General features: G+C 59.9%; 14 protein-coding genes and 2 pseudogenes. 7 read left to right on the top strand and 9 right to left on the bottom strand.

Annotated elements, in window-relative coordinates:
• Positions 1–105 precede the first annotated feature (105 nt).
• Positions 106–1,197, bottom strand: coding sequence for an isocitrate/isopropylmalate family dehydrogenase (locus IB262_RS33405; protein WP_110819016.1), 1,092 nt, complete (start codon positions 1,195–1,197; stop codon positions 106–108).
• A 231-nt stretch (positions 1,198–1,428) separates the two neighbouring features.
• Here IB262_RS33405 and IB262_RS33400 point away from each other — a divergent pair, with 231 nt between their 5' ends.
• Positions 1,429–2,319 carry a GntR family transcriptional regulator gene (locus IB262_RS33400; protein ID WP_244496944.1) on the top strand — a complete coding sequence of 297 codons (891 nt, stop codon included), beginning with the start codon at positions 1,429–1,431 and terminating at the stop codon, positions 2,317–2,319.
• A 153-nt stretch (positions 2,320–2,472) separates the two neighbouring features.
• On the opposite strand, the pseudogene IB262_RS33395 reads toward IB262_RS33400, so the two are convergent.
• The 7 genes and pseudogenes from IB262_RS33395 to IB262_RS33365 all read right to left on the bottom strand — a co-directional run.
• A pseudogene (locus IB262_RS33395) lies at positions 2,473–2,919 on the bottom strand (multicopper oxidase domain-containing protein); the annotation flags it as partial.
• 9 nt (positions 2,920–2,928) lie between these two features.
• Entirely contained in the window at positions 2,929–3,219 is a 291-nt protein-coding gene (locus IB262_RS33390) for a type II toxin-antitoxin system RelE/ParE family toxin (RefSeq protein ID WP_060521288.1), read from the bottom strand.
• Complete coding sequence (locus tag IB262_RS33385; RefSeq protein WP_060521339.1) at positions 3,216–3,464, bottom strand: CopG family ribbon-helix-helix protein; 249 nt, start codon at positions 3,462–3,464, stop codon at positions 3,216–3,218. The genes IB262_RS33390 and IB262_RS33385 overlap by 4 nt, the downstream gene beginning before the upstream one ends.
• A 124-nt stretch (positions 3,465–3,588) precedes the next feature.
• Positions 3,589–3,743, bottom strand: a pseudogene (locus IB262_RS33380) (PIN domain-containing protein); the annotation flags it as partial.
• Complete coding sequence (locus tag IB262_RS33375; RefSeq protein ID WP_060521289.1) at positions 3,740–3,994, bottom strand: hypothetical protein; 255 nt, start codon at positions 3,992–3,994, stop codon at positions 3,740–3,742. The pseudogene IB262_RS33380 and the gene IB262_RS33375, both read right to left, overlap by 4 nt.
• A gap of 516 nt (positions 3,995–4,510) precedes the next feature.
• The gene (locus tag IB262_RS33370; protein WP_246802817.1) at positions 4,511–9,148 is read right to left on the bottom strand and encodes an adenylate/guanylate cyclase domain-containing protein; all 4,638 of its coding nucleotides are present in this window, start codon (positions 9,146–9,148) and stop codon (positions 4,511–4,513) included.
• Positions 9,149–9,384: 236 nt separating this feature from the next.
• Positions 9,385–9,660: a DUF4242 domain-containing protein gene (locus tag IB262_RS33365; RefSeq protein ID WP_060521340.1), complete on the bottom strand. Its 276-nt coding sequence runs from the start codon at positions 9,658–9,660 to the stop codon at positions 9,385–9,387.
• Positions 9,661–9,754: 94 nt separating this feature from the next.
• On the opposite strand from IB262_RS33365, the gene IB262_RS33360 reads away from it, so the two are divergent.
• Entirely contained in the window at positions 9,755–11,143 is a 1,389-nt protein-coding gene (locus tag IB262_RS33360; protein ID WP_060521291.1) for a tetratricopeptide repeat protein, read from the top strand.
• A gap of 121 nt (positions 11,144–11,264) precedes the next feature.
• Here IB262_RS33360 and IB262_RS33355 read toward each other — a convergent pair whose 3' ends face one another.
• Positions 11,265–13,067, bottom strand: coding sequence for a chloride channel protein (locus tag IB262_RS33355; RefSeq protein WP_060521292.1), 1,803 nt, complete (start codon positions 13,065–13,067; stop codon positions 11,265–11,267).
• A 227-nt stretch (positions 13,068–13,294) separates the two neighbouring features.
• On the opposite strand from IB262_RS33355, the gene IB262_RS33350 reads away from it, so the two are divergent.
• The 5 genes from IB262_RS33350 (at position 13,295) to IB262_RS33335 (ending at position 17,418) form a co-directional block, all read left to right on the top strand.
• On the top strand, positions 13,295–13,657 hold the full coding sequence (locus IB262_RS33350; protein ID WP_082566521.1) for a helix-turn-helix domain-containing protein: 363 nt from the start codon (positions 13,295–13,297) through the stop codon (positions 13,655–13,657).
• A 272-nt stretch (positions 13,658–13,929) separates the two neighbouring features.
• Positions 13,930–15,120 carry a glycosyltransferase family 4 protein gene (locus IB262_RS33345; RefSeq protein WP_060521293.1) on the top strand — a complete coding sequence of 397 codons (1,191 nt, stop codon included), beginning with the start codon at positions 13,930–13,932 and terminating at the stop codon, positions 15,118–15,120.
• Between the two features lie 652 nt (positions 15,121–15,772).
• Positions 15,773–15,958: a hypothetical protein gene (locus IB262_RS36230; protein WP_246802816.1), complete on the top strand. Its 186-nt coding sequence runs from the start codon at positions 15,773–15,775 to the stop codon at positions 15,956–15,958.
• Positions 15,959–15,973: 15 nt separating this feature from the next.
• A complete protein-coding gene (locus IB262_RS33340) occupies positions 15,974–17,014 on the top strand; it encodes a caspase domain-containing protein (RefSeq protein WP_192439286.1) in 1,041 nt (346 codons plus the stop codon).
• A complete protein-coding gene (locus IB262_RS33335) occupies positions 17,011–17,418 on the top strand; it encodes a hypothetical protein (protein ID WP_192494468.1) in 408 nt (135 codons plus the stop codon). Before IB262_RS33340 ends, IB262_RS33335 begins: the two co-directional genes overlap by 4 nt.
• The last annotated feature ends 81 nt before the right edge of the window (positions 17,419–17,499 follow it).

Below are 17,499 nucleotides of genomic sequence, written 5' to 3'. Positions count from 1 at the left end.
TCCATGTCTCTGTGTTGTTCGATCCCTGGGGCCGCCATTCGGCCCCCTCCTCCAGGATCGCCGGAACACAGTCCCGGCTTGCCCTTGCGGGGATTTCAGGTGTCGTCAGGCGACCGATGTCGAAGCACCGGCGGCGCGAATGGCATCCACCACCTTCGCGGTGAAGGCATCGGTATCGAGGCCTCCCCCGACGTCGCGCGTGCGTGAATGCGGGTCCCGCAAAACGGCGTCGGTCGCTGTTTCGATCAGTGCCGCGGCGCGCGCGAGGCGCGGATCGTTTCGACGGTGAGCGAGCCAATCAAGCAACATGCCGGCCGAAAGAATGAGGGAGGTCGGGTTCGCCACGTTTGTGCCGGCAATGTCTGGCGCCGATCCATGCTGTGCCTGTGCGACGCAAATGTCGTCACCGGCGTTGATGGACCCACCAAGTCCAAGGCTTCCCGAAAGCTCCGATGCCTCATCCGAGAGGATATCGCCGAACATGTTGGTGGTGACGATGACGTCGAAGCGATCCGGCGAGCGAATGAGATGGGCGGCCGCCGCATCGACGATCAACTCTTCCAAATGCACATCCGGATAGGCTTCCGCGACCTTCCGCACTTCGCGCAGGAACAGGCCGTCGGAGAGCTTGACCACATTGGCCTTATGCACCGCGGTCACCTTCTTGCGGCGGTGGCGTGCCAGTTCGAAAGCCGCCTTGGCCACACGAGAGGAAGCCTTGGCAGTCACCTTGCGGATCGAAAAGGCCATATCCGGATCCGGCATGAATTCGCCTGTACCGGCATACATATTGCGATCGGAGTAGAAGCCTTCGGTGTTCTCGCGCACCAGGACGAGGTCCATCGGTTTACGAAGGATCGTCAACCCATCACGCGAGCGGCAGGGGCGAATGTTGGCGTAAAGCTCGAATTTGGTTCTTAGCTCGCCAGACGGATTGATTCCGCCTTTGTCGCGCGACGGATATTCGTAATGCGAGACCGGCCCAAGGATGACCCCATCCACCTCGGGCACGCGCTTCATCACCGCATCCGGAAGCGTCGTGCCCTGCTCGGCAAGGGACTTGAGGCCAATGTCTTTGAACTCAAAGTCGAGCCCCACGCCCGTTGCGGCCGCGGCGACCTTCAGCACCTCCAAGGTCGCGGACGTGATCTCCGGACCGATCCCATCACCCGGCAGTACGAGAAGTTTAATCGTCATGTCTTCCTCACCGTTCAGGAGATGGCGGAGGCCACGCGAGATCGTTCGCCGACTTCGCGTCGGCGTCGAGCAAGCAAAAATCGAATTGGAGTCCTCCAGACCGCCTTGGTCTTTTTCTCCTCTAAAATACCAAATACGCCCCCGCTTGGTATTTTGCAATAGAGAAAAACCAAAAACTCTTGGCGTCGCCGCGGCGTTGTGGCATAGATGAGCAAAATCGGGAGCTTAGCTTTGCAGACCACCCCGCTGATCGTCAGCCTCGCCGACCAGATCGTCGCGCATATTCGCACCGACAAGCTTTCCGAGGGCGATCGCCTGGTGGAACGCAAGCTTGCCGAACAGCTCCGCGTATCACGCTCGCCGGTGCGAAAGGCCATGAAGCTCCTGCACGAAGCAGGTGTCCTGAAACAGGGCGAAGGCGGCGGCTACATGATCGCCGATGTCGGGGCGGCCGAGAAACTGTCTCGGGAATCGGCTTCAACGGAGGATGACGAACAGATCTATCTGACGATCGCCGACGACCGGCTGCACGGCCGACTTCCGGAAAAGATTACGGAAAGCGAGTTTCTTCGTCGCTACGATCTCACGAAAGGCCAGCTCTCAAAAATCCTTTTGCGCATGGCCAATGAGGGTTGGATCGAGCGACTGCCAGGCCACGGCTGGGCATTTCTGCCGGTCCTCACTTCACTCCAGGCCTACGAGGACAGCTACCGATTTCGCCTGTTGATAGAACCCGCCGCACTGTTGGAGCCGACCTTCAAGCTGAACCGCCCAGCACTTCTGCGCTGCCGCGAGGAACAGGAGTGGCTGGTCAACGGCGGCATCTGGACCGTTTCGGATGCAAAGCTGTTTGGGCTTAACAGCGGCATGCACGAGGCGATCATCGAATGCTGCCAGAACAGCTTCTTCATCGATGCGCTGAACAGGCTCGACCGCCTACGCCGGCTGATCGATTACCGCCAGATGCTCGATCGCAACAGCGCGCGCGAACGCTGCCTCGAGCATATCGAGCTCCTGGATCTCATCCTTGCGGGGAAAAACGAAGAAGCGTCGCGCTACATGGCGCGTCACCTTGAAGATCTTGGCCGCCTGAAAACTGTTGCACGAGAAATGCGCGGCTGATCATCGGCCCATTCAAGACGGCTCCACGTGCGGAGAGCACATTTGCAAGCCGGTTCCAAAAGAGTGGAGCGATCTACCGTCTCGATAGCAAGGAGCAGCACCCGTTGCGTCGACCACGGTGTCTACTCCTTCCCTTGAAGCGCTGCTGCAGACGCGCTCGCCCGACCGGAAAGCTTCAGCCTCCGACACCCGGCCGTTAAGTGACACCGTATTGCCGACGCGGCCGGACACCCCGGCCTCCATCCGGTTGCCGCCGTCCTCGGTCAGCCGCCAGTCCGAAAGCATCCAGACGAGGTCGCTGTCGACGGCGACGGGTTGGCGTGCCTCCACGATCACCGCTGCGGTGAGGCCGCGGCCGAGTTGCTCGAGGCTGTTGGCGTGCGGGTGATACCAGAATGTTCCGGCATCAGGCGGCGTGAACTCGTAGATGAAGCTTTCTCCCGGCCTGATCGGCGGCTGCGTCAGGCCAGGCACGCCGTCCATGGCATTGGGAAGTCGGATACCATGCCGGTGGACAGTCGTTTCCTGGTCGAGTCGATTTTCGACGACGAGACGCGCGGGTTCGCGCTGACGAAGGCGGACCAGCGAACCCGGCACGGTTGGTCGTGACTAGAGTACCCGCGGCCATTGCTGATGGGCGTGCATGACGGTGAGGATCTCGACGTCGCGACTTACGCGGTAGGGAATGATGTAGGGAATGTCGGCTAACACGAGCTCGCGCGTGCTCTTGATACGACCGGGCCGCCCACTGGCAGGGTACTCCGCTAACGCATCCACGGCAGTGACAATCCGCGCCACGACGCGAGCTGCCGCATCCGGATCGTCTTTTTCGATATACGCACCGATCTCATCAATTCGCCGCAACGCCCTTATCGTCCAGCGAATACGCTTCCGACTCATGATTGCCGAGCGGACTTGACGTACTTCGCGACGACTTTCGCCACATCTTCTTCGCTGGCGAACTCACCCCGATCGGCCTCCGCCAACCCGGCTTCAATCTCGGCAAGCTGCCATTCCTGTTGCTCAACGAAAGCTTCGATGGCTTCGGCAGCCATATAAGAGCGAGACCGATCCAGCTTCTCAGCGAGTTGATCCAGCTTGCTCGCGGTTTCATCTTTTACACGAACGGTAAACGCAGCTGTCATGAGGCCTGACTTTCCTTGGTTCACCTTGATTATGGGAGAACCGCTTTGGTGCGTCAAGGTCCAAGGCACTATGCAGCCGCCGCGCGATTGATCTGTCGGTTTTGCTGCCCTAGAAACTTGATGCCTCCGGTAGCGCACCGATGCCAAACAGCAGTTCCGCAGCGTTACGCTGGACAGGTACAAGGTTTCGGCTACCTGGTCATTCAACCAATTGCGCGCAGCCAAATCCGGAGCCGGCTTCATCGCCTCCAAGACGACATTCGTGTCCAGGACGATCATTCAAACCTCATTGGCTCCGCCGGCGCTTTGTCTCGCATCTGGTCGAACACTTCAAAATCATCATTGGTCAAGCCAAGCCGCCCGCTCAACTCAGCCAAGGTATCGCCGATGCGAATACGCTGTTCGGGCTTTACCGCACGTTCCAGAATCTCGCGGACTTCCGCCTCTGTGCTACGGCCGTGATTCGCCGCCCGAACGCGCAAAGCCCGGTGCACTTCATCAGGTACATTTCGTGCTGTCAGAATAGCCATAGTCAGACCCTCGCAGGTGCCTTCATTGACTGCAATATAGTCCCCGTGCAGTCATTTCCCAAGTTTAACGCGGGCGACTGTCAACGTGTAGACGGCGATGTAGGGTGTGCGCGGAGTTACCAACTCACACGTTCCCTCAATTCGACCGGGGCGGCCGCTTTCCGGTTTATGGAACTCATCAGAAAGCTGGCGTCGGGCGTATGCGTGCCGGGCACTACGGAAGTTGGTCATGTGCAGATCCACAAGGCTTCAGCCCTGTGGATCTGCAAAGAAACGAACGGCCGTCCCCTTAAGCAACGGCCGCCTGTGGCTCCTCGACAGCGGATGACAGAGCTGACGTGATCTGGCGAAGTGTCACCAGTCCGATGCGGCGACCGTTCGTGTCGGTGGCGAAAGCCGTGTCTTAGGTGGAATTCGTCAATATCTTTGCAGCTGCGCCGAGCGTCGTTCCGGATTTAATGAGCGGCAGCGATCTGTTTTCCGACCGGAAACTTTCTTGCATTGCTCCCGGTTCTCCTAGCTCCGGCATTCTGCCCGTTGACCGTCAACCGGCAAGAAGAAGCGCTTTCGCTCGCAGGGGGTCAGGTCGCGCAGTACGATGCTGTGGGCAAAAGCGATGAGCTCCCCAGTTGTCGGAAAAACCCGAATGATCTGTACCTTTCGGTACGCGGAAGCGACTGCGATCTCGGTTCCACCAGAGCTAAAGGCTGGCCTCATTGAACTTGGTTCCGTGTCCGTTGCATCCCGCTGATTGTCAAGGAGCATCACCTGACGGCCCGCATCCACGTCCCACAGTCTCACCGTGTGGTCTTCAAAAGATGCCGTTGCAACGAATGAGCCATTCCGGCTGAATGCGGCGTAGTTCAGCGCGCCATCGTGCCCTCTGAGGATTTGCCGCTCCGTTCCATCGGGAACATTCCAAATGCGGGCCGTACCATCGCGCGAAGCGGTCACGATTGATCGTCCATCCTGGCTGAAAGCGATATCTGTCAACCCATCGCCATGGCCTCTCAACGTGGCGACGACACTGCCATCTGTAGTGGACCAGACGCGGGCGGTCCCATCCAGCGAGCTGGTCGCAGCCAGACCTCCATCGGGACTGAAGACGGCCGCCGTGATCCGCTTCTGATGCCCAGCCAGAATTTCCACCTCGGTTCCGTCCGTCCTCCACAGCCGCGCCGTGCCGTCTGTCAACGCTGTGATTACAAGCTTGCCATCGGGGCTGAACAGAACCTTCCGCAAGTTCGCGCTTGCCGTCAGAACGGCCACTTTGGCACCCGTCGACGTGTTCCATAGCTGCGCCGTTCCATCCGCGGACGCCGATGCCAGCAGGTCGCCGCGAGGGCTGAACTGAATATGGACGACTGCCGTGCCGTTGACGGCCAACCGACGTGTCGCGCGCCCGCTCTCGGCGTCCCAAAGCGTAATACGGCCGTACGAAGAAGCGGTCGCAACGACGCGGCCATCCGGACTGAAGGTCCCGTACTCGACCGCATCGCCATCGGTTTCAAGTCTCGTAGTCTCGCGGCCGCTCGCCACATCCCAAATGCGGGCGATGGTATCCCCGGTCATGACGCGCTTTCCATCCGGGCTGAATACAGCAAACGCCGGTCGGTGTTGGTGTCGTAAGGTAGTCGCCAGGACGCCATCGATGTCCCACAGTCGGGCCGTACCGTCGTACGAGGCCGTAAGGAGACCACTACCGTCGGGACGGAAAGCCACGTGTGTGACTGGCCCACGATGTCCTCTGATAGTCGCGAATTCAGTGCCACTCTCAACATCCCATATGCGGACCGCATTCTCCTTTGCAGCGGTGGCGAGGAGCCGGTCGTCAGGGCTGAATGCGCAATTCATTTTCTGGTCGCCATCCGCGGCTTGGAAAGCAGACAGCTTGAGTCCACCGGTTTCCTGCCCCAGCGCGCGACGCATATTGCCGGATATGCCATCCCAAAGACGCGCCGTGCCATCGAGGGAGACCGTCGCAATATAGCGGCCGTCATGGCTGAAGGTGCCACCATGAATATCGCTGGTGTGACCGAGGAGTGACGCAATCAGGGTTCCGCTCGGCACATCCCAAAGGCGGGACGCCATGGTCCATGTTATTGTGCCCCATGAGGCTGCCAGGATCTTGCTGCCATCGGGACTGAATACGACCTCATCGGGCCAAAACTGGTTGTCCAGGCTTCTGATTAACTGACGGTTCTCAATCCTCCAGATGCGAACAGAACGTTCATGCCCGTTGCCGGCCGCGACACTCAGACCATCAGGGCTGAACGCAGCCGACGTTGTCCCGAAGCTCTCAGCGATTTCAGTTCTTCCGCCGGTCTTTGTATCCCAGATAGTCAAAGCTCCTTGATCCGATCCGGTGAGCACCCGCGTGCCGGCAGGGCTGAACATCGCGGTGTGAACGTGGCCAGGCTGGGGAAGGACGAAGATCTGTTTGCCTGCCGCGACGTCCCAGATTCGCGCCGTACCGTCGCGGCTGGCCGTCACGACACGACTGCCGTCCGGATTGAAGGAAGTGCTTTCGACCGCGCCCTGGTGGCCCCTCAAGACGGCCATTTCCGTCCCGTTTGCAACGTTCCAGATGCGCGCGGTCCGGTCGTAAGACGACGTTACGATACGGTCTCCGCCTGCATTGAAAGCGGCATATGTCACGCCAGCATCATGGCGGAATATCATGGTCTGATGGTGCTGGAACAGCGCCTGGTAAAGGGCAAATTCCGCTTCTTTCACATAGGGCCGTTCCGGGGCAGCAACGTCCTTCGGTAACGCCTCCAACGCCAACAGAATGGCGGCTTCGGTGTCGCCGGTCATAGCGGTCTGCTGAGAAAGAAGCGAGAGGGAAAGGGATTGATTGCGGAGCGCCTGGTTACGCGCCTCAATGGCCTTCCGCTCCGCTGCACGGGCTTGGTCTGCATTGACTTGCGCCACCATAGCCTGTCGTCTCGCCTCGTGTTGCCCATGGAATCCGGCGATCGCACCAGCACCGGCGATGACGCCCAAACTTATCGCGATGATGGCTGCGTAACGCGTGCGCCGCGCAAGGCGTATCGCGGCCTCGGCCGCCAAGCTTCGGCGTTCAGCCTCACTTTCCAAACGCTCTCGCTTCGTGGTCTCTTCCGCCTCTATGCGCATGCGCTCAACTTGACGCTCTTTCGCCAGCCTGGTCTGGTGCATCTGCAACGAGGCTTCGACGTAGGCGACGATCTCGTCTTCGACCTCGTCACGTCTCGACAGAAGTTCTTCGCCCTCTGCTAACCGCTTGCCGGGGGGCAGCAGAAGGTCTGGGTTCTTGTTGTCAAAAAGCCATAGGCGAGCATCCGCCTGCACGCGCGCACGTGTCTCGAGGAAATTCCGGTTCGCATACGCAATGTCCCGCGCTCGCGGCCAGCGAGTGAGAAGCGCTTCATGTGTTACGCGCACAACTGCATCGCCCGCAGGATTTTCGTCGCTGGCCAGGAGCCGGGCGGCCATCATGGCGTTGACGAGAACGATTTGCGCCGGCCGGCCGCTCCATTGCGAGAGCGAGGCAGGACGCGCCGTGATCGCCTCTTCGTCGAGGCGTACTGTAGTCAGAGCGGTGAGCACGGCCGGCAAGGCATCCTGTACGTCAGGGGGAAGCGACCCGACTACCTCGTCGGCGCGACGTGCAATCGCGCCTTCAAGGCCGCCAAACGCTCTATACGCCGCGAATGTGAGCAGACGGCGCTCTCGGCCTGCCTGGAAGAGCGCTTCCAGCATGAATTCGAGAAGGGGCAATGATCTGGCATCTGCAACCGCTGCCTCCTGCAGCACGTCCTCGAGCCGCCCCTGATCTGCGTCCTCCTCAAAGCGCAAACCGGCTGCGCGTGCCGGCTCGCGGATGATTTGAGCGATTTCCGGGCCAGTCGGGGGCAACAGTTCATAGCTGCTGAGCCCATCCTTCAGCGTCCAGAAACCGGGAACCTCGCTGCAGCGGTGAAAAAAATCAGACCGGATCGTGCCAATCACCCAAACGAACCCGCTTCCTGCAAACGTCGCGAGCGCTCGCACTAGTTCCGTGTGGGACATCGGCTCCGCCTCAGTCGTGAACAACTCCTCCATTTGATCTAAAGCGACCACCAACCGCGCCTGTGCACTGGCGTGCGCAGGCATAGTAGCTTTGGCAAGTGCGGCGCGGATCATCCCAAGGGCGCGCTCGGGTGCGCTACGAAGGTACTGCGTCAAATCCGTCACCGTTGTCTCTTGCGCCAATTCCGGCAAAGCATCTTCACGAAGCAATGCGGCGGCCAATGACGCGATCGCGTCGGTTCCTTCTGACGGCCGGAACAGGCAACGCCGCCACAGAGCGATGCCCGCCACCGCGCCAGGTCGTGTGATCGTAGGGAGTAGCCCCGCACGCAGGAGAGAGGATTTTCCTGACCCGCTCATTCCATAGATCAGCAAGAAAGACTTGCCGTTCGCCGCTAGCTGTTCCAGCCGGTCGATGCAGAGGCAGATAGCGTGTGTACGGCCGAAGAAGAGATCGGCGTGTTCGAACTCAAAGGCGTCAAGGCCACGGAAGGGTGAATTGATACGCTCCTCCGACACAAGAGGCACACGATAAGCACGCACAGGCCGAGCGATGTTCTTCACCTTGTGCTCACCAAGGTCCACAAAATCCAGGGCGAGCCGATCGCGAACCTGGGCATGGATCGCCTCGGAGACGCATATCCCGCCGGCCGGGGCAAGCGCCTCCAAGCGTGCAGCGACGTTTACTCCGTCGCCCAGAAGATTGTCGCCGTCCGCCACCACGTCACCGAGGTTGATGCCGATACGAAATCGCATACGGCTCGGCTCGGGCAGGTTGGTGTTCCGGGTGTCGATCTCCAGTTGGATTTCGGTGGCACAGCGCACTGCCTCGACAGGGCTCGCAAACTCCGCGAGAACACTGTCGCCAGCGCTGCCAAAGACGCGGCCTTCATGACGTGCGATCAGGCCATCAATGATCTCACGATAAGCCTTCAACGTGGCAAGGGTAAGCTCTTCATTCTGGCCGGTCAGCCGACTATAACCAGCCACGTCGGCCACTACGATGGCAGCTAATCTTCGCCGAAGGTCCATGGCTGATGCCTGCTCTCCGCCAAATATCTTGTCACATTTTACGGCTGTGTAGGGAGAGTGTCCAAACAAAGCCTCAGGACCACGCCTCCCGGATCAGCCTTCGAGTGTTGCGGCGACATTGATGCCGATGCCATAGCAGTCACTATAAGGGCCGGTCGCGGTTGCGACCGGCCCTCGATAAACGAACTCTGCGCTCGGCGATCAATCGCGGCGGCCTTGAATCTGCCGTTGCCTTGGCAACTGGCGCTTCATAGTTGGTGCGGTTGAAGAAACCGTCATATGCTCGCCCGCTGCCAACCTCGGTTTCAGGCCAAATCTTCTGAGGCGATGTGCGCCACTTCGGTGATCTTCAACAGCGGAATTTGCGCAAGCTCATTCGCCTCCTGCACTCGCTCGGCTGAGGGCGCGTCAAAGAGGCAGAAGGACTTTTCCTCCGACGGCACGAACGTCGAGCGCAGATAGCGCACGGGCTTTCCCTGCTGCGTCATCTCGGCGGTCACCGCCTTTGCGCGCCCAGCGGCGGCCATGAGCTGCTCTGGTGTGATCCCCGGCAAGTGTCGCTCGACCATATATTGTGGCATGATGAGGCTCCCTTTCAGCTTCAGCGAAGGCGTTGTCAAACCCTTGTCAATATGCGCATCCTCTAAATAATAGCGCGCTCCGCTGGTGAACGGTATGAGTATTTACTTCGCCGCTGTATTCACGGACCTGGTTCGACACTCCGCCGTGTGGAATAAGGTATCTCGCGACACCGTCACCCACGTCATCACCGAGTATCGGTATCTATCGCGCTCTCTCGCGGGCCAGTATGGCCGCCGACACGAGAACTTCACCGGTGACGGTCATCTCTATCTGTTTGAGTCTGCGGATGTGGCCGTCCATTTCGCGTTGAAGCTCATCGCCTACTGGAAGCAGCGCCGCCGCTCACTGTTCTCTGTCCCGGGCGCGCAAGATCTGCCGGTCAGAGTTGGCTGTCATTTCGGCGAATGCTCCCAGATGGAAGAAGAAGATGCCTGGGTAGGACGGGCGATCAACCTCGCCAAGCGTGTGGAATCCAGCGCTGAGCCGGATTCGCTTTTCGTCACACAGACGATCCTCGAACTCGTCGACCTTCCCATCTACGAGTTCAGCGAGGCTGGGTACTTTGAGTTGAGAGGAGATTTTCTTCCGACGAGACTGCTCTATCGGCTGTCATCAGTTGACAGGGCAGCGCTTGCAGCGCGGCCCGAAGACAGGCTGACGGCGGAGGACTGGTTTCTGAAAGGGGTCGGTCTTTCGGATCCACATGGCAGCGTTTCGCAAGAGGAACTGCGATGCTACCAAGAAGCCCTTCGGCTTCGTAGCAACTATCCGGAAGCTCACAACAATCTGGGTATCCTCTTCAAGGCGAACGGAGATCCAAACGCGGCCATCCAGCACTATCACGAGGCGCTTCGCCTTTGGTCGCAGTACCCCGAGGCACACTACAATCTAGCCATTCTCCTTGAAACCATGGGAAACCGAGCCGAGGCTGCGTACCATTACGGTCAGGCGATCAAACTTCGTCCCGACTATGTGGATGCATTGCTGCGGTATGCCGGCCTCCTCGATATCGCTGGTGACAGGTTTGGAGCCGAACAACACTACAATGAATCCATCCGCCTTCGACCTGGCTTTGCCGAGGCGCATAACAATTACGGTATCTTTCTGGAGAAACACGGAGACACGTCGGGCGCGGAGCGCCACTACACCCAAGCACTCAATTTACGTCCTGACTACGCCGAAGCGCATTACAACTACGCGATGCTGCTTGAACGCGAAGACGGGGCCAAGGCCGAGGAGCATTACCGCGCCGCTATTCGTGCGTGTCCGGAGTATGCCGAGGCACACAACAATCTGGCCGTTCTGCTGCACGAAAACGGAGAACTTGCTGCTGCGGAGCAACACTACCTGACTGCCCTCCGCCTCCGCCCGGACGATCCGGAAGCAAACTACAATCTCGGCTTGCTGGCGCAGCTCAAGGGCGACTTGGAGCTCGCCGACCAGCTCTTTCGTCGCGCTAAGGAGTTGGGAACGCGGCATTGAGGGCGAGCAACTGCCCGCGCACCTGGCCGCGTTTCATACGTAAACCGGTCACCAAAAAAAGCCGGGGCCTTCCGCTAGCCGCAGGCAAGCAGGGTGCAAGCGCCCCGCCGGACCACATCAGTCAACGACCCCGCACCCTTCCAAGATAGGGCCGCCGTTCCAGCTCAGTGGATTTATAGGATTGCCTCAGGCGAAGCAGGTCCTTGCGGGTGACAAGACCGACCAAGGTCCCCAATAGCGGATCGGTGATGGGGATCCTCGCAACATCAGTCGCAATCATGATGTCCGCGATGTGACCAACGGTATCATCGGGGTGCCCGATCGGGATCGAGGCGTCCGATACCTTGTCAGCCAGGATGTCGGCCCCGATGTCCGGACCTCGCTGCCACCGAAGCGCGTCTGCACGCGAAACCATACCGACAAGCGCACCGGCTTCGTTAACCACCGGATAGGTCCGGTGTGCATCGTCCGCCGCGGCGAAATGCGCACAGACCTCGGTCACCGACATTGTCGCCGGTAATGTGTCGACGGTGCTGACCATAATGTCGCGAGCGCGCGCGAATTCGAATGGATCGACACCATATTCTCGGCTGATGTGCTGGCCTCTCCGCGCAATTTTCTCCGTCAGGATTGACCGTCGCAGGAGAAGAACAGTCACCGCATAAGCGGCAACCGTGGCGGCCAGCAAGGGAATGAGCGTGTTGAGATCACCGGTGATCTCGATCGCGAAAAACGTTCCCGTCAACGGCGCGCGCATGGTGCCACCCATCATCGCCGCCATGCCGAGCAACGCCCAGAATCCCGGATCTCCGGGAAGCACCAAGCCCGTCAGCCATCCAAGGGCGCCTCCAAGGATCAGTAAGGGAGCCAGCACACCTCCTGATGTACCGGACGAGAGAGCGATCAGCCAGATCGTGGCCTTCACCAAGAGGATGGCGACCACAGTCGATGTCGGCAGGCTGTTTTTCAGCAACCCTTCAATGACATCGTAGCCGACACCAAGAGCACGGGGTTCGATCAGCCCACCAAGCCCAACGGCAAGTCCCCCGAGCGCCGGCCACCACATCCAGTGGATCGGCAGGCGCTCGAACAGATCTTCAATCTTGTAGAGGAGAGTCGTGAGCACCCCGGACTGAAGGCCGGCAATAATCCCCACTCCGGCACAAAGCAGAATACCCCACCACGGAAAATCGATCTGGAAATGCGTCGGGAACAGCGGTCCACTTCCGAACAGCAGCGGGCGCCAGGAGATGGCGACGCAGGCCGAGACCGCGACGGGAATGAAGCTGCGGGGTTTCCATTCAAACAGGAGAAGCTCGACCGCGAGCATCACGGCAGCGATTGGAGAGGCGAAGATCGTCGTCATGCCTGCCGCCGCCCCTGCGACCAACAGCGTCTTTCGCTCTGCCGCACTCATGTGGAAAAACTGGGCAAACAGCGAGCCGATGGCGCCACCGGTCATGATGATTGGCCCCTCTGCTCCGAACGGTCCTCCCGTGCCGATCGAAAGGGCTGACGACAACGGCTTCAGCACGGCGACCTTTGCCGACATACGGCTGCCGCCGATCAGGATGGCCTCTATCGCTTCCGGTATACCGTGCCCGCGGATCTTCTCCGAGCCGAAGCGCGCCATCAGGCCGATGACGAGCCCACCCACCACCGGGATCAAAACCATCCAGGGTGAGAAGATCACGTCGGCTATCCGCGCCTCCTGCGTGCTCACCCGCCCAAACCAGACGATGTTGGTGACAAGCGCAATCAGATTGACGAGGAACCAGGCCGCAAACGCGCCGCCCGTTCCGACGATAAGCGCCATTCCGATCAACAGGAGCACGCGCCTATCGGTGGTGAAGTCGCCGGCTTCGCGGCGTGCAAGGCCGCCCATGAAATCGTGCTGATGCGGACGGGAAGATTTCGATGACATCGGTATACCTGCTGAGCCGGCGGAACGGTGGGTGTGATCGACCGCAGCGCTAATATGTCGTAATACGATATAAATCAAGACGGAGTTGGCAGACGGTGCCTAGACGGGTATGGACGTAGCCAGCTGAAACAGTACTGGTGTCAAAGTCTGTGGCCAAGAAACAAGACGCACTTACGGATGCCGACTACGAGGCGCTGGCTAACCTGCGCTACATCCTGCGTCGTTTTATGGACTTCTCGACGTCCGCAGCGCAGCAGGAGGGGCTCCCCAGTCAACAACACCAGGCCCTGCTGTCCATCAAAGGCCATCGCGGCGAAGTGCCCATGACAGTCGGGGTCTTGTCCGAGCGCCTCGTCGTTGCCCGGCACACCGCTTCCGAACTCGTCGAGCGGCTCGTGGGGGCAGGCTATGTGACGCGGGAGCCCGATCCGTCCGACAAGCGCCGCCAGACGTTGGCGCTTACCGTCAAGGCTGAAGACGTCCTCACGCGATTGAGCGCCATTCATCTGACCGAAATCCGTCATATGGCCCCGCGCCTGATAGAGTTGCTCGGCAATCTGCAGACGAAAGACCCTTTTTCCGAGGCTTGACCGCTCGACCGCCGACAGCTTGCTCATTCCAGCGACCTGATTTGGACCGTTCCGCCTCGTGACCACGGATACAAGGGAGCGAACGCCGCTTTATTTATATCGCATCACGATCTATCTTATCCCGTGCGGGATAGTTTTGGTGTCTCTCCCGGGCACTGACCCGTCGCGACCGGTTATTCCAGTAGCGCGTTTACTACGCTGCGAAAGTCCGATCGCCCGAATTTAAGGTGTTGTTAACAAAAGTAGCTGGGAAAGCGAGGTGGCAAGCCAAATTGGATACGGGTAAGGGTGCCGACATCGTCGGAGCAGCCGGCATCGCCGGTGCGCGCATAACCATCATTGTTTCAGCACTCGGCGCCGGCGGCACTGAACACGTCGTCAGCCTTGTCGCCAGTCACTGGGCGCGGCTCGGCTGCGCCGTCACCGTAATTACCCTCGAAGCGCCTGCCTCCGAACCCTACTACAAGTTCGATCCACGCGTCGCCATCGAGCGGCTCGACGTGCCGACTGAGAAGGCCACAAAGTTGCGTGCCGCATGGCTGGTGGCACGACGGCTCTATCGTCTGCGCTCGACGATCACCCGCTCCCGTCCCGACTTCGTATTGAGCTTCCTGACCCGGACGAATGTCCTGACGCTGGTCGCGACACGCGGCCTCGGGCTTCCCGTAATCGTCTCCGAGCGCAACAACCCGGCGGTACAGCCCTTCGGCCCCCTTTGGAAATGGCTGCAGCTTCGCCTTTATCCGCGCGCATTCGCTCTCGTGACGATGACCAAAGGGGCGCTCGACTACTTCTCGCCTGAGGTCCGCCGCCACGGAAGAGTAATCCCCAACGCCATCAACCTGCCCGCCGGCTGGGAAAACAGACGCGGCAACAAGATGCTCACGGCCGTCGGCCGGCTAACCCGACAAAAAGGCTTTGATCTGCTGCTGGAGGCCTTCGCGAGGATCGCCAAAACCCATCCCGACTGGAAGCTCGTCATCTGGGGGGAAGGCGAAGCAAGGCTGGAACTGGAAGCCCAGCGCGACGCGCTCGGCCTCAGCAACCGGGTGGAAATGCCGGGCCTCACGCCAAGGCCCGGCCTCTGGCTCGAAACCGCCGACGCCTTCGTTCTCTCATCCCGCTACGAGGGCTGGGGCATCGTCCTGCTCGAAGCCATGGCCGCCGGCCTCCCCGTCGTCTCGTTTGCCTGCGACTGGGGCCCGACCGACATGATCGCAAACGGCGAGGATGGCATCCTCGTGCCAAACGGTGACATCGCTGCGCTCGCCGATGCGCTGTCCAACCTGATGGCCGACGAGGCCTTGCGCGCCCGCCTTGCAGCGAACGCCGAGGCCAACGTCCGGCGCTATGATGCGGCTCACATCCTGTCTCAATGGGACGCCGTTGCGCTATCGGCGCTGGAACACGCAAGCGCGCGCAAAATGCCGGTAAAGCCCTATCCGGCCAAGGCGGCGGGTTAGACAGCCTGATGATCGCGCAGTCGGCGATGCAAGCGAGCACGTCGGCGAGCCACGCTTATGGATCGATGTCATTGAGCTTGGCGCCTAATGCCACGCGCGGCAGGCGGTTTCGATCAGCGAAAGGATCACCGCGGCTAGCCGCTTTTCGTTTATGCATATAGGCAACTCGCGACCGGCCCCGACCAGCTTCAGAGCTGCGTCTCCCGCATGTGCGCACGGCTGCCATCGGTATGGCACGCACTGAGCTTCTCGCCCGCTCATAGGGCCGTCTGTAAAGCTCGCGCCCCCACAACCAGGGAATGAGGCAAGTCGCGCGCGAAAGGGCGAATTTGGTCGTGAGAGCCTCTATCGACGCTCGTTTCGAAGGGATCAGTTACTAGAAATGCGCTGACGAGTGCGTTTGACCACAGCGCAATGACTTTAGAAATCGTCGTATACGTCAATCGATAGCTGTCAAATTCGACAGAATGTAAAGTGGCCACTCTGCTCAACCTTTGTCCTAGACAGCAGGCGTCTTGGCGCACGAGATCTCCTGCTCGGTTGACGGGGTGGGAGGTCACTAACGGGTTCTAACCGGATCGGGCTACGCCTTAGTTTATTTTCAACTACATTAGACTTTAGTAGAATGAGAGTGCGCAGGGAGGAGGCAAGTATGGAACGCTTGGAAGCCGAAAGGCTCGAAACCGACGCTGCCACGAAGGTCTGGTCCGTCCATGATTTCTGCAACAGGCACCGCCTTTGTATGGAGGAGGAACGCCGCCTCACAAGGCTGTTTGGACTGTTCGCAACAGCCCGCGAACTCCTGAACAACGCGCAGCGCACACCAAAGTGGCGGTAATGCGGGCTCGCTCCCATGCGCTACCTTCGTGCGGCCATTGTGCTTTCGCTCATTTTCCTAAGCCCTTACGCGTGGGCCGAAAAGCGCGTCGCGCTGGTCATTGGAAACTCGCCCTATCAGCATGCGCCGCAGCTTATCAATCCCCAAAATGACGCCAGCGACATGGCGTCGAAATTGACAGGACTGGGGTTCGTGGTGGTCACGGGCCGCGACCTCGACCTGACGGGATTGCGTCAGTCGATCCGCGAGTTCGTCAGCAAAGTCGAGGGCGCCGACGTGGCGCTCTTTTTCTATGCCGGTCACGGGCTTCAGGTAAACGGCGGCAACTACTTGATCCCTGTCGACGCGCAGCTTCGCTCAAACAACGATTTGGATTTTGAAGCGTTGCCGATCGAGCTTGTGCTATCCGCTATGGAGCGCAACGCCAAGGTCAACTTGGTCTTCCTGGACGCATGCCGCGACAATCCACTTGCAGCGACATTGGCCCGTTCCAAGGGAACCCGATCCTCGGTCGTCGGCCGGGGATTGGCGAAACTCGATACGGGTGTGGGCTCGCTGATTGCGTTCGCAACCCAGCCCGGAAACGTCGCCCTTGACGGAGCCGGCAGGAACTCCCCGTTCACGACGGCTTTGCTGAAACACCTCGGCACCCGCGGGCAAAGCATAACCGACGACCTGATTGCAGTGCGTCGCACCGTTCTGCAGGCAACAGATGGCAAACAGGTTCCCTGGGACAGCTCTTCCCTGACAGGCCCCGTCGTCCTCAATCTATCGCCAGTTCCGGACACAACGACGAGCCCGGCGGCGACGACCGCTACGGACAGAACCGTGGAGCTTGCCTACTGGAACTCCATCAAGGATTTGACCGCAAGCAGCTTCTTTGAAGCGTACCTACAGGAATATCCAAATGGAGCGTTCGGGACGCTTGCGAGGTTGAAGATCGCAGCAATCGCGGAGCGCGCCGTAAACCCGGGAGACGCCGGCCAAACCGACGTCGCTGCACTCGAACACGCCACCCAATGGCCAAAGCATCAGGTTCGTCCGGCGGGCACATGACCGCCGCCGACCTCGCGCTTGCCACCCAAAGTCAATTGGCGCGGATTGGATGCCTCAGCCAGATCGACGGCAAGTGGGGTGAGAGCAGTCGGGAGGCCCTGCAGGCCTATGCCGAGCGCAAGGGGCTCAAGCTGGCTTCGCTCGCCCCCACCGAAGAGCTTCTGAACGACCTGAAAGCGATCGGCAACCGTGTCTGTCCACTCATCTGCGGCAAAGGAATGGAGGTCCGCGACAACCGTTGTGTGGAGCCCGGCCTGAGTGCTTACGACGGCGCTTGGTACTTAACACGGTATGCAAAGACAGACTGCGGCGACTGGCGCGAACTCTCGACACTCATTTTCGTACGAAACGGTATCGTGTATAGCGCGGCGATCAGGATGAGACGGCGGCGACAATCTGGATGAGACTCTTATGTCGCGGTCGGCATGAAGGTATCATGCTGATTGTCGCTGGCAAGGGTCTCATCGTGTTCTGATTGCCGCTCC

It is taken from the genome of Ensifer sp. ENS02, from assembly GCF_014851885.1.
GTDB lineage: Bacteria > Pseudomonadota > Alphaproteobacteria > Rhizobiales > Rhizobiaceae > Ensifer > Ensifer adhaerens.
Note: the sequence above shows the minus strand (reverse complement) of the source record. Positions and strands in the feature narration are given on the sequence as shown.

What these genes read in the sequence shown, in the direction of transcription:
- IB262_RS33405 (WP_110819016.1), bottom strand. Translation starts at nt 1,197, where the DNA reads ATGACGATTAAACTTCTCGTACTGCCGGGTGATGGGATCGGTCCGGAG.
- IB262_RS33390 (WP_060521288.1), bottom strand. Translation starts at nt 3,219, where the DNA reads ATGAGTCGGAAGCGTATTCGCTGGACGATAAGGGCGTTGCGGCGAATT.
- IB262_RS33385 (WP_060521339.1), bottom strand. Translation starts at nt 3,464, where the DNA reads ATGACAGCTGCGTTTACCGTTCGTGTAAAAGATGAAACCGCGAGCAAG.
- IB262_RS33375 (WP_060521289.1), bottom strand. Translation starts at nt 3,994, where the DNA reads ATGGCTATTCTGACAGCACGAAATGTACCTGATGAAGTGCACCGGGCT.
- IB262_RS33365 (WP_060521340.1), bottom strand. Translation starts at nt 9,660, where the DNA reads ATGCCACAATATATGGTCGAGCGACACTTGCCGGGGATCACACCAGAG.
- IB262_RS33360 (WP_060521291.1), top strand. Translation starts at nt 9,755, where the DNA reads ATGAGTATTTACTTCGCCGCTGTATTCACGGACCTGGTTCGACACTCC.
- IB262_RS33355 (WP_060521292.1), bottom strand. Translation starts at nt 13,067, where the DNA reads ATGTCATCGAAATCTTCCCGTCCGCATCAGCACGATTTCATGGGCGGC.
- IB262_RS33350 (WP_082566521.1), top strand. Translation starts at nt 13,295, where the DNA reads ATGGACTTCTCGACGTCCGCAGCGCAGCAGGAGGGGCTCCCCAGTCAA.
- IB262_RS36230 (WP_246802816.1), top strand. Translation starts at nt 15,773, where the DNA reads ATGGAACGCTTGGAAGCCGAAAGGCTCGAAACCGACGCTGCCACGAAG.
- IB262_RS33340 (WP_192439286.1), top strand. Translation starts at nt 15,974, where the DNA reads ATGCGCTACCTTCGTGCGGCCATTGTGCTTTCGCTCATTTTCCTAAGC.
- IB262_RS33335 (WP_192494468.1), top strand. Translation starts at nt 17,011, where the DNA reads ATGACCGCCGCCGACCTCGCGCTTGCCACCCAAAGTCAATTGGCGCGG.